The organism is Kitasatospora sp. NPDC057965 (genome assembly GCF_042887135.1).
Classification (GTDB): domain Bacteria; phylum Actinomycetota; class Actinomycetes; order Streptomycetales; family Streptomycetaceae; genus Kitasatospora.
This window is the reverse complement of sequence record NZ_JBHVPZ010000010.1, coordinates 104,689-116,093: the sequence shown is the minus strand read 5'-3', so window position 1 is coordinate 116,093 and position 11,405 is coordinate 104,689. Positions and strand designations below refer to the sequence as shown.

The 11,405-nt window shown below is 73.2% G+C and carries 11 protein-coding genes; 6 read left to right on the top strand and 5 right to left on the bottom strand.

Annotated features, from left to right (window positions below):
- Positions 1-126 precede the first annotated feature (126 nt).
- From ACFVVU_RS15305 to ACFVVU_RS15290, 4 genes are all read left to right on the top strand, one after another.
- The gene (locus ACFVVU_RS15305) at positions 127-1,137 is read left to right on the top strand and encodes a polyprenyl synthetase family protein (RefSeq protein WP_355374374.1); all 1,011 of its coding nucleotides are present in this window, start codon (positions 127-129) and stop codon (positions 1,135-1,137) included.
- Positions 1,138-1,264: 127 nt separating this feature from the next.
- Positions 1,265-1,927 (top strand): LuxR C-terminal-related transcriptional regulator, encoded by a 663-nt coding sequence (locus ACFVVU_RS15300; RefSeq protein WP_380688376.1) that lies wholly within the window; start codon positions 1,265-1,267, stop codon positions 1,925-1,927.
- A 235-nt stretch (positions 1,928-2,162) separates the two neighbouring features.
- Positions 2,163-4,142, top strand: coding sequence for a 2-oxoacid:acceptor oxidoreductase subunit alpha (locus ACFVVU_RS15295; RefSeq protein WP_387790211.1), 1,980 nt, complete (start codon positions 2,163-2,165; stop codon positions 4,140-4,142).
- On the top strand, positions 4,139-5,191 hold the full coding sequence (locus tag ACFVVU_RS15290) for a thiamine pyrophosphate-dependent enzyme (RefSeq protein ID WP_387790209.1): 1,053 nt from the start codon (positions 4,139-4,141) through the stop codon (positions 5,189-5,191). The genes ACFVVU_RS15295 and ACFVVU_RS15290 overlap by 4 nt, the downstream gene beginning before the upstream one ends.
- A 74-nt stretch (positions 5,192-5,265) precedes the next feature.
- Here ACFVVU_RS15290 and ACFVVU_RS15285 read toward each other — a convergent pair whose 3' ends face one another.
- Positions 5,266-5,466 (bottom strand): DUF6011 domain-containing protein, encoded by a 201-nt coding sequence (locus ACFVVU_RS15285; protein WP_387790207.1) that lies wholly within the window; start codon positions 5,464-5,466, stop codon positions 5,266-5,268.
- 98 nt (positions 5,467-5,564) lie between these two features.
- Positions 5,565-5,984 carry a winged helix-turn-helix transcriptional regulator gene (locus ACFVVU_RS15280; protein ID WP_387790348.1) on the bottom strand — a complete coding sequence of 140 codons (420 nt, stop codon included), beginning with the start codon at positions 5,982-5,984 and terminating at the stop codon, positions 5,565-5,567.
- Positions 5,985-6,106: 122 nt separating this feature from the next.
- Here ACFVVU_RS15280 and ACFVVU_RS15275 point away from each other — a divergent pair, with 122 nt between their 5' ends.
- Positions 6,107-6,958, top strand: a complete 852-nt coding sequence (locus tag ACFVVU_RS15275) for an SDR family oxidoreductase (protein WP_380690228.1) — start codon at positions 6,107-6,109, stop codon at positions 6,956-6,958.
- Between the two features lie 147 nt (positions 6,959-7,105).
- Positions 7,106-8,086, top strand: a complete 981-nt coding sequence (rarD, locus tag ACFVVU_RS15270; RefSeq protein ID WP_380714698.1) for an EamA family transporter RarD — start codon at positions 7,106-7,108, stop codon at positions 8,084-8,086.
- Here rarD and ACFVVU_RS15265 read toward each other — a convergent pair.
- Genes ACFVVU_RS15265 through ACFVVU_RS15255 form a run of 3 tightly spaced genes read right to left on the bottom strand, consistent with a single transcriptional unit; the run spans position 8,076 to position 11,270 of the window.
- On the bottom strand, positions 8,076-8,960 hold the full coding sequence (locus ACFVVU_RS15265; RefSeq protein ID WP_380690198.1) for an ABC transporter permease: 885 nt from the start codon (positions 8,958-8,960) through the stop codon (positions 8,076-8,078). The genes rarD and ACFVVU_RS15265 overlap by 11 nt on opposite strands.
- Positions 8,947-9,930: an ABC transporter ATP-binding protein gene (locus ACFVVU_RS15260; RefSeq protein WP_387790206.1), complete on the bottom strand. Its 984-nt coding sequence runs from the start codon at positions 9,928-9,930 to the stop codon at positions 8,947-8,949. The genes ACFVVU_RS15265 and ACFVVU_RS15260 overlap by 14 nt, the downstream gene beginning before the upstream one ends.
- Positions 9,931-9,986: 56 nt before the next feature.
- Positions 9,987-11,270 carry an outer membrane lipoprotein carrier protein LolA gene (locus ACFVVU_RS15255; RefSeq protein WP_380687324.1) on the bottom strand — a complete coding sequence of 428 codons (1,284 nt, stop codon included), beginning with the start codon at positions 11,268-11,270 and terminating at the stop codon, positions 9,987-9,989.
- Positions 11,271-11,405 lie beyond the last annotated feature (135 nt).

Below are 11,405 nucleotides of genomic sequence, written 5' to 3'. Positions count from 1 at the left end.
CCGGGCGCGACAGAGCCGCACGCCCGTGCAGTGATCCACTCGCGACCGGATACCCTGCCTGTATGGCCAGCGGCGGCACTCAGGGACCGGGCCGCTAGATCGACCAGGGACAGAGGAGTGGTCTTCGTGACCGTCGTGGGACCCTTTGGGCTCAGCGTGCAGGACCGCGATCTCACCCGCGACGTCCAGGCCGGGATGGACGCGGTGGAGACCGCGCTCACCGACGCCGTGAAGAGTGACGTCCCGTTCATCACCGTGACCGCCAGCCACCTGATCGAGGCCGGCGGCAAGCGCTTCCGCCCGCTGCTGGTACTGCTCGCCGCCCAGTTCGGTGACGCCGGCGCGCCCGGGGTGGTCCCGGCGGCCGTCGTCGTCGAGCTCACCCACCTGGCCACGCTGTACCACGACGACGTCATGGACGAGGCCCCGGTGAGACGCGGCGCGCCCAGCGCCAACTCGCGCTGGGACAACTCGGTCGCCATCCTGACCGGCGACTTCCTCTTCTCCCGCGCCTCCCAGGTGCTCGCCGACCTCGGCCCGGAGGCCGTCCGGCTGCAGGCCGACGCGTTCGAGCGGCTGGTCACCGGACAGATCCTGGAGACCGCCGGCCCCGGCCCGGAGGACGACCCGCTCGACCACTACCTGAACGTGCTGGCCGGCAAGACCGGCTCGCTGATCGCCGTCTCCTGCCGGATAGGAGCGCTGGCGGCCGGCGCCGAGCCGTGGGTGATCGACATCCTCAGCGCGTTCGGGGAGCGGATCGGCATCGCCTTCCAGCTGGCCGACGACGTCCTGGACATCGCCAGCGACGGCCACGAGTCCGGCAAGACCCCCGGCACCGACCTGCGCGAGGGCGTGGAGACCCTGCCGACCCTGCTGCTGCGCCAGATGCCCGCCGACCCGGCCGATCCGGAGGACACCCGGCTGCGCGAGCTGCTCCGCAAGGACCTCGCCGACGACGAGCTGCACGCCGAGGCCCTGCGGCTGCTGCGCCGCCACCCGGCGCTGGAGCACGCCCGCCGGGAGACCCTGCGGCACGCCGAGGAGGCCCGCACCCTGCTGGACCCGCTGCCCGACGGCCCGGCCAAGGAGGCGCTCCAGGCGCTCTGCGACTCGGTGGCCATCCGCACCATGTGACGGTGCGGCGGCCCGGTCCGGGGCGGGCCGGGCGAAATGGGGTCCACGGTCCCGAGGGGCGCGCGGATGGGGGAGACTGACACCCGTCAGCACCGTGTCCGCACCTCCGCCCATCCGGAAGGCCGCCATGCTTCGCGTCGTCATCGCCGAGGACTCCGTACTGCTGCGGGAGGGTCTGACCAGGCTGCTCACCGACCGCGGCCTGGAGGTCGTGGCCGGCGTCGGGGACGGCGAGGCGCTGGTCAAGACGATCCACGAGCTGGCGGCCGACGGCGCGCTGCCCGATGTGGTGGTCTCCGACGTGCGGATGCCCCCCACCCACACCGACGAGGGCCTGCGCGCCTGCGTCACCCTGCGCGGCCTGTTCCCGGAGCTCGGCGTGCTGGTGCTGTCGCAGTTCGTCGAGGAGCGCTACGCCTCCGAACTGCTGGCCGGTTCCACCCGTGGTGTGGGCTACCTGCTGAAGGACCGGGTCGCCGAGGTCCGCGAGTTCGTGGACGCCGTGGTCCGGGTGGCCGAGGGCGGCACCGCGCTGGACCCGGAGGTCGTCCAGCAGCTGCTGAGCCGCAGTCGCAAGGGCGATGTGCTGGCCGGGCTGACCCCGCGCGAGCGGGAGGTCCTGGGGCTGATGGCGGAGGGCCGGACCAACACCGCGGTGGCCAAGCAGCTGGTGGTCTCCGAGGGCGCGGTGGAGAAGCACGTCAGCAACATCTTCCTGAAGCTGGGGTTCGCGCAGAGCCCGGGCGACCACCGCCGGGTCCTTGCGGTGCTGACTTATCTGAATTCCTGACCGGCTCGCCGACGGGCCGTTCCAGGGGTGCGTTCGCGTTCGAACCGAATTGTCGCTCCGTGGTCCGAAATCGGTCGTCCACGGCGTTTTTCGTGAGCTCGGCGGTGATTTTCCGCCGCATCGGGGAGTTCCGTCCAAGGCAATCCTTACCCGCATAGGATGCGAGAGGTGCACCAGGCGGACGGGGGCACACGGCTCACGCCCGCGGCTGGTGCCCACGAGGAGGTCCGCGGCAGTGACCAGTCAGGTCGATCAGTCAGAAGCAGTGGACGGCTCGGACGGCGACGAGGGCCGCTCCGGGCCCGACGGGGGCCGCTCCGGCCCTGCCGCGCCGGTCGGTCCACAGCCCCGGGGCACCAAGCCGATCCGCAGGCTGGACCGGGTGATCATCAGATTCGCCGGGGACTCCGGCGACGGCATGCAGCTCACCGGCGACCGCTTCACCTCGGAGACGGCGTCCTTCGGCAACGACCTCTCCACCCTGCCCAACTTCCCGGCCGAGATCCGCGCCCCCGCCGGAACGCTGCCGGGTGTCTCGTCCTTCCAACTCCACTTCGCCGACCACGACATCCTGACCCCGGGTGACGCGCCCAACGTCCTGGTGGCGATGAACCCGGCCGCCCTCAAGGCCAACCTCCCCGACCTCCCGCGCGGCGCGGAGATCATCGTCAACACCGACGAGTTCACCAAGCGCGCGCTGGCCAAGGTCGGGTACGCCGCGGACCCGCTGGCGGACGGCTCGCTGCAGGGCTACCACCTGCACAAGGTGCCGCTCACCACGCTGACCCTGGAGGCGCTCAAGGAGAGCGGGCTCGCCCGCAAGGACGCCGAGCGCGCCAAGAACATGTTCGCGCTGGGCCTGCTGTCCTGGATGTACCACCGCCCGACCCACGGGACCGAGTCCTTCCTGCGCACCAAGTTCGCCAAGAAGCCGCAGATCGCCGAGGCCAACATCACCGCCTTCCGGGCCGGCTGGAACTTCGGCGAGACCACCGAGTCCTTCGCGGTGTCCTACGAGGTGCCGCCGGCCAAGCTGCCGCCGGGCCGCTACCGCAACATCTCCGGCAACCTGGCGCTGTCCTACGGCCTGATCGCCGCCTCCCGGCGCTCGGGGCTGCCGCTCTACCTGGGCTCCTACCCGATCACCCCGGCCTCGGACATCCTGCACGAGCTGAGCCGGCACAAGAACTTCGGCGTGCGCACCTTCCAGGCCGAGGACGAGATCGCCGGCATCGGCGCGGCGCTCGGCGCGGCCTTCGGCGGCGCGCTCGGCGTGACCACCACCTCCGGCCCCGGCGTGGCGCTCAAGAGCGAGACCATCGGCCTGGCCGTCTCGCTCGAACTCCCGCTGCTGGTGGTGGACATCCAGCGCGGCGGCCCGTCCACCGGACTGCCGACCAAGACCGAGCAGGCCGACCTGCTGCAGGCGATGTTCGGCCGCAACGGCGAGGCCCCGGTGCCGATCGTGGCGCCGGCCACCCCGGCCGAGTGCTTCGACGCGGCCCTGGAGGCGGCCCGCATCGCGGTCACCTACCGAACCCCGGTCTTCCTGCTCTCGGACGGCTACCTGGCCAACGGCTCGGAGCCCTGGCGGATCCCGGAGGTCGACGAACTGCCCGTGATCGACCCGGACTTCGCCACCGCGCCGAACCGCGAGGACGGCGCGTTCTGGCCGTACCTGCGCGATCCCCGGACGCTGGCCCGGCCGTGGGCGCTGCCCGGCACCCCGGGGCTGGAGCACCGGATCGGCGGCATCGAGAAGCAGGACGGCACCGGCAACATCTCCTACGACCCGGCCAACCACGACTTCATGGTCCGCACCCGGCAGACCAAGGTGGACGGCATCACGGTGCCCGACACGGGGGTCGACGACCCCGACGGCGAGGCCCGGGTGCTGGTGCTCGGCTGGGGCTCCACCTACGGACCGATCACCGCGGCGGTCCGCCGGGTCCGGGCGGACGGTGGCCGGATCGCGCAGGCGCACCTGCGCAACCTCAACCCGTTCCCGGCCGATCTCGGCACGGTGCTGCGGAGTTACGACAAGGTCATCGTGCCCGAGATGAACCTCGGCCAGCTGGCGCTGCTGCTGCGCGCCAAGTACCTGGTGGACGCCGAGTCCTACAACCAGGTGCGCGGACTGCCGTTCAAGGCGGCGCAGTTGGCGGACGTGCTGTGGGCGGCGATCGGCACCCTGGACGAGGAGGACAACCGATGAGCGAGAAGTTCCCCTCGTTGAAGCTGGTCCCGAAGGCCGAGGCGCCGCAGAGCGCCAAGGAGTTCAAGACCGACCAGGAGGTGCGCTGGTGTCCCGGCTGCGGTGACTACGCGATCCTGGCCGCGGTGCAGGCGTTCATGCCGGAGCTGGGGATCAGACGGGAGAACACCGTCTTCGTCTCCGGCATCGGCTGCTCGTCCCGGTTCCCCTACTACATGAACACCTACGGGGTGCACTCGATCCACGGTCGCGCCCCGGCGATCGCCACCGGGCTGGCGACCTCCCGGCGGGACCTCAGCGTCTGGGTGGTGACCGGTGACGGCGACGCGCTGTCGATCGGCGGCAACCATCTGATCCACGCGCTGCGCCGCAATGTGAATCTGAAGATCCTGCTGTTCAACAACCGTATCTACGGCCTGACCAAGGGCCAGTACTCGCCGACCAGTGAGCTCGGGAAGATCACCAAGTCCACCCCGATGGGCTCGCTGGACGCGCCGTTCAACCCGCTCTCGCTGGCCATCGGCGCGGAGGCCACCTTCGTCGCCCGGACCATCGACTCCGACCGTCAGCACCTGCAGTCGGTGCTGCGGGCGGCGGCCGAGCACGAGGGCACCGCGCTGGTCGAGATCTACCAGAACTGCAACATCTTCAACGACGGCGCGTTCGAGGTGCTGAAGGAGGCCGGCACCCGGGACGAGGCGCTGATCCGGCTGGAGCACGGGCAGCCGGTCCGCTTCGGCGCGGACGGCGCCCGGGGCGTCTTCCGCGGCGCCGACGGCGAGCTGTTCGTCGACGCCGTCACGGCGGAGAACGAGGCGGCGCTGCTGGTCCACGACGCCCACGCGGCCGGCCCGGCCACGGCGTTCGCGCTCTCCCGGATCGCCGACGCGGACACCCTGCACCACACCCCGATCGGCGTGCTGCGCGAGGTCCGGCGCCCGGTGTACGACGAGCTGATGGCCGACCAGCTGGCCGCCGCCGCCGCCGACCGCGGCCCGGGCGAGCTGGCCGCGCTGCTCGCGGGCGGCGACACCTGGACGGTCGACTGAGCCCGGCCGACGAGCGCGGCGGCGCCCCCGGCCCTTCCCGGCCCGGGGGCGCCGCCGCGCGTTCCGGCCCGCGGCTAGCCCAGCCCGGGCAGCGGGTCCTGGTCGACCTCGTGGCGGGGGACGCGCTCGGCCGGATCGCGGCACTCCGGGCCGAGGCGCAGGATGCGCGACTCCGGGTCGTGCAGGGGGCGGTGGCAGCGGCGGCAGGTCACCCGGGGGCGGACGGCCTCGGGGGTGGTGGTGCCCGGCAGCGGGTCGGGGTCGGCGGTGGTCATGGAGCCGACCGTACCCGTGGGCCCGGCACGGCCGCCGGGCCGAGGACGGGCCGAGGACGGGAGGGGGACGGGCCGAGGACGGAAGGGGGCGGGCCGGTCTAGCGCCCCCGGGCGTCGTACTCGTCGCGGGCGGCCAGCACGGCCGGGACGCGTTCCTCGGTCCAGTGCGCCAGCTCGGCGACCAGCCGGGAGGCCTCCCGGCCGAGCGGGGTCAGGCTGTAGTCGACCCGGGGCGGGATGACCGGATGGGCCTCGCGCAGGACGAAGCCGTCGCGCTCCAGCGTCTGCAGCGTCTGGGCGAGCATCTTCTCGCTCACCCCGGTGATCCGGCGGCGCAGCTCGCTGAACCGGTAGCCGCGCTCGTGCAGCGCGCCGAGCACCAGCACGCCCCAGCGGCTGGTGACGTGTTCCAGGACGCCCCGGGACGGGCACATCCGGTCGAAGACGTCGGGCGGGGGCAGCGGGCCGGCCGGGGCGCCGGGGCCGCCGGCCGGGGGCACCTGGGTCGCGGTGTTCATTACCTGCATATCAGTACCCTACTTTGAAGTGCGTACTTACGAAAGGTTAGTGCCGTCCCTAAGGTGAGTTCCGAAGCCGAAAGTCCAATGGACAGCCACCTCAGGGAACAGGGAGCAGCACCATGTACGTCGTCACCGGAGCCACCGGACAGCTCGGCCGCCTCGTCGTCGAGGGGCTGCTGGCCAAGGTCCCCGCGAGTGAGGTGGCGGTGGTCGTCCGCTCCGCGGAGAAGGCCGCCGACCTCGCCGAGCGCGGCGTGACCGTGCGGGTGGCCGACTACGACCGCCCGGAGAGCCTGGCGGGTGCCTTCGCCGCCGGCGACCGGGTGCTGTTCGTCTCGGGCAGCGAGGTCGGCAACCGGATGCCGCAGCACACTGCCGTGGTCGAGGCGGCGCGCGCCGCCGGGGTCGCGCTGCTCGCCTACACGAGTGCGCCGGGTGTGGCCACCTTCAAGCTGGCCGACGAGCACAAGGCCACCGAGGCCCTCATCCGCGAGTCCGGGCTGCCCTTCGCCCTGCTGCGCAACGGCTGGTACACCGAGAACTACCTGGGCGACGCGGCCGGCACGGTCGAGCGCGGCGCGGTGGTCGGCAGCGCCGGCGAGGACGGCCGGATCGCCACCGCCCCGCGCCGGGACTACGCCGACGCGGCGGTGGCCGTGCTCACCGGCGAGGGCCACGAGGGCGCGGTGTACGAACTGAGCGGCGACGCCGCCTGGAGCCTGCCGGAGCTGGCCGCCGAGCTGGCCCTCGCCTCGGGCAAGCCGGTCGTGTTCCACCCGGTGACGCCGGAGGAGCACCTGCGGATCCTGGTCGGCGCGGGCCTGCCGGAGGGCTTCGCGGGGATCCTGGTCGACGTCGACGCCGGCATCGCGCGCGGCGAGCTGGCCGGCACCCCGGGCGACCTGGCCCGGCTGATCGGCCGCCCGACCGTTCCGCTGGCGCAGAGCGTGCGGACCGCCCTGGGCGCCTGAGCCGCCCCGGTCGGGCACCCGGTCATGACATCGCCCGCGGCACCCGCCGCGGGCGATGTCATGACCAAAAACCGAATACGGAGATGACAGGCCCGGCCGTGCCCGCTACCGTCGGCTCGACACTCGCGCGCGGAGGGCGGACGGGCCATGCCAGAGACAACCCAGCACGAGGCCGGACGCGGCCTCTGGTACGGCTTCGCGGCCTACGGCATATGGGGCCTGTTCCCGCTCTTCTGGCCGCTGCTGGAGCCCGGCGCCGCCGACGACATCCTGGCCAACCGGATGGTCTGGTCGCTGGTCGCGGTCGTCCTGCTGCTGGTCGTCCAGCGCCACTGGGGCTGGATCCGCCCGCTGCTGCGCCAGCCCCGCCGGCTCGCCATGCTGGGCGCCGCCGCCACCGTGATCTCGGTCAACTGGGGCGTCTACATCTGGGGCGTCAACGCCGGGCACGTGGTGGAGACCAGCCTCGGCTACTTCATCAACCCGCTGGTCACCATCGCCTTCGGCGTGCTGGTGCTCAAGGAGCGGCTGCGCACCGCCCAGTGGGCGGCGGTGGGCATCGGCGTCCTCGCGGTGGTGGTACTGACCATCGGCTACGGGCGGCTGCCGTGGATCGCGCTGACCCTGGCGTTCTCCTTCGCCACCTACGGGCTGCTGAAGAAGACGGTCGGACTGAGCGGGCTGGAGAGCCTGGCCGCCGAGACCGCCTTCCTGTTCCCCTTCGCCCTCGGCTACCTGGTCTACCTGCAGGTCTCCGGTCGCGGCACCTTCGGGCACACCGTGCCCGGTGAGTACGGCTGGGGGCACACCGGGCTGCTGGTGCTCAGCGGCGTGATCACCGCCGTCCCGCTGCTCCTCTTCGGCGCCGCCGCCGTCCGGGTGCCGCTGAGCGTGATCGGCCTGCTGCAGTACCTGGCGCCGGTGTTCCAGTTCCTGATCGGCGTCGCGGTCTTCCACGAGTCGATGCCGCCCGCCCGCTGGGCCGGCTTCGCCCTGGTGTGGGTGGCGCTCGCGCTGCTCACCTGGGACGCGCTGCGGCGGGTCCGGGCCGACCGGGCGGCCGTCCGGGCCCGGACGGCCGCCGCTTCGAGCACCGCTCCCGCCGACGCGGTGCCGGTCAGGCGGTGATGTCCCGCGAGGTGAACCGGGACCACGCCGCCGAGCCGAACACCGCCACGTAGGCGGCCTGCAGCCCGAGGTTCTTCAGCACCCCGTCCCAGTACATCGGCTCCCGCAGCAGGTCGCCGAAGGTGAGCCAGTGGTGGGTGAAGAGGAACGGCTGGATGGCGTGCAGCTGCGGGAAGGCGTCCAGGATCTGCACCGTGACCACCAGACCGACGGTGGCCGCCATCGCCGCGATGCCGCTGCCGGTGAGCGTCGAGACGAACAGCCCGATCGCGACCAGCCCGGCCAGCGAGGCGGCCACCACGGCGGCCACCAGCACCGCCCGCAGCAGCGCCGGGCCCAGGCCGATGGTCTCGCCGGAGATCAGCGTGACGTCGCCGACCGGGAACAGCACCGTCCCGGCGATCACCGCGGAGAGCGCGACGGTCACCGTCGCCGCCAGGCAGAACGACAGCCCGGCGGTGAACTTGGCGGCCAGCAGCCTGGTCCGCCCGGCCGGCGCCACCAGCAGGTAGCGCAGGGTGCCGGTGGCCGCCTCGCCCGCCACCGAGTCCCCGGCGACCACGCCGACCGTCATCGGCAGGAAGACCGGCAGCGCCACCGCCAGCGCGGTGAACACCAGGAACAGGCCGTTCTGGGTGACCTGGGCGATGAACGCCGGGCCCTCGCCGCCGCGCGCCCCGTCCGTGTTGATCTTGACCACCACGCCGATCAGCACCGGCAGCACCGCCAGGATCCCGAGCAGCACGATCGTCCGCATCCGGCGGAAGGTCAGCAGCAGCTCGTTGCGGAACAGCGCCAGGAACCCGGCCGCCGTCTGCGGCCGCCGCCCGGGCGCCACGGCCGCGAGGGCCGGCACCGCCTCAGCCCGCGACATCGAAGCCCTCCCCGGTCAGCGCCACGAAGGCGTCCTCCAATGTGCCCCGCTCCACGCCGAAGCCGTGCACCCGGACGTCCGCCGCGACCAGCGCCGCGACCAGCCCGGGCAGCGCGTCCTCGGCGAGCGAGGCGATGTCGCCGTCCACCCGGCCCTCGCCGATCCGGACCTCGGTGACCTTGTGGGCGAGCAGCACCTCACCGGCCCGGTGGGTGTCCGGGGTCCGTACCACCAGCCGGCCGCGGGCCCGGGCGGCCAGCTCGGCGACGGTGCCCTGCACCACCAGCCGGCCGCGCGACATCACCGCGGCGTGCGTGCAGACCTGCTCGATCTCGTCCAGCAGGTGCGAGGAGAGGAAGACCGTGGTGCCCTCGGCCGCGACCTCCCGGACCAGCGCCCGGATCTCCCGCATGCCCTGCGGGTCCAGGCCGTTGGTGGGCTCGTCCAGGACGAGCAGCTCGCGCGGCTGGAGCAGCGCCGAGGCCAGGCCCAGCCGCTGCTTCATGCCCAGCGAGTAGGCCCGGGCCTTCTTGCCGGCCGCGGCGGCCAGACCGACCCGGTCCAGCGCCTCGGCGACCCGGAGCTTGCGGGTGCGCGGATCGGACGTCGGGTCGGCGGCGTCGAACCGGGCCAGGTTGTCCCGGCCGGAGAGGAAGCCGTACAGCGCCGGCCCCTCGATCAGGGCGCCGACCCGGGGCAGCACCGAGGCCACCGACTGCGGCATCGGCTCGCCGAGCACCGTCGCCACCCCGGCGCTGGGGGCGATGAGGCCCATCAGCATCCGGATCGTGGTGGTCTTGCCGGAGCCGTTGGGGCCGAGGAAGCCGAAGACCGAACCCCGGGGGACGCTCAGGTCCAGCCCGTCCACGGCGAGCTGGCCGCCGCGGAACCGCTTGGTCAGACCCCTGGTGCTGATCACGTCGTCGGACGGGCGGGAGGGCGAAGCGGCACCGGGGGCCGGGCGCGACACCGCGCCCGGCCCCCCGGCCGGCTCCGTAACGTCCCCCGTTACGGGAGCCTGGGTCACTACTTCACCCCGGCCGCACTCTGCAGCACCGACGGGGTGACCGCGCCCGCGAAGACCCGTCCGTCGTCGGTGACCAGGACGTTGAGCACCTTGGTGCTGATCAGCGAGCCGCCGGCGACCGGCTTGCCCAGCGACTTGACCAGCGCCAGCGGGTTCTGGGTGGTGCCCGCGCCGGCACCCGGGCGTCCGCCCGGACCGTGCCCGCCCTTGCCGCGCGGACCCTTGCCCTCGGCCGGGACGAACACGTCGCCGCTCGGCAGCTTCGCGGACAGCACGGCCGTCCAGCCCTCACCGATCACGTTCAGGCCCTCGGTGGCGGCCTTGGCCTCCTCCGGGGCCGCCTCGGCGCGCGGCGCGTCGGACGCCTTCTGCTCCGTCACCTTGGCGCCCTTGGGCAGGGTGAACTCGAAGGTCTTCGCGTCCGGCCGGGCGAACGAGACCTGGGTGAAGTGCACGTCCAGCACCGTGCCGCCGTCCGTGCCCTTGACCACGACCGACAGCGGCACCCCGTTGTCGGCGGCCACCGCGATCCGCACCTCGCCGATCGTCGAGCCGGATCCGGTGGGCTTCACGCTCAGCCGGTAGGCCTTCTGCCCGGCCACGGTCGCGGTGCCGTCCACGGTGACGGCGGTGGTCTGCGCGCTCGCGGTCAGGAACTGCCGGGCCGCCTCCTGCGGGGTGGTCGGCACGCCGGTCAGCGGAGCCTTGCCCCGGTGGCCGTCCGCCGCGTCCCGCCCGGTCCCGGTCAGGTGCACGGCCTCGTTGGTGCTGCTGTCCCAGGCCCAGGCCTGGTCGCCGTTGCGGATCAGCTCGTAGCCGGAGAGCTGCTCCAGCAGGCCGATCCGCTGCCGGTCCGGCCCGTCCACCGCGACCCGCAGCGTGTGGTCACCGCCGAGCAGACCGGTGAGCTTCGCGGTGGGCGCGGCGCCCGACGGCTTGTCCCCGCCGCGCTCCCCGCCACCGGCCGCCGCGAGCCCGCCGCCCGCCGCGCCCAGCAGCTGGGTCGGCACACCGAGGTCGGTCGAGACCGACACCGTGCCGGAGAGCGTCTGCGCCTCCGAGCCGAGCACCTTCGCCACCACCTGCTCCGCCGTCAGCGCGGGCAGCTCCGGCGGCGAGGAGTCCGCCAGCGCCGGCACCAGCCCCACCCCGGCGGCGATCGTGGCCGTGATCGCCAGCGGCACGGCCACCCGCACCAGGGTGCGCCGGCGCGACCGGTAGGGAGCCGTGCCCTGCCATTCGTCCGCCGGGCCGCCGCCCGCGGTCGCCCTGTCGTCCGTCATCCGTCCAACCCCTCCGTCGGTCAACGACTTTCCCTGGATACCCATTAGACGGTCCCGGGGCGCTCGCGTCATCGCCCTGCAGGGTTGGTTCCGGGTCGGCCTCGCGGCGCACCCGACCCTGAGGGGGACTCAGGG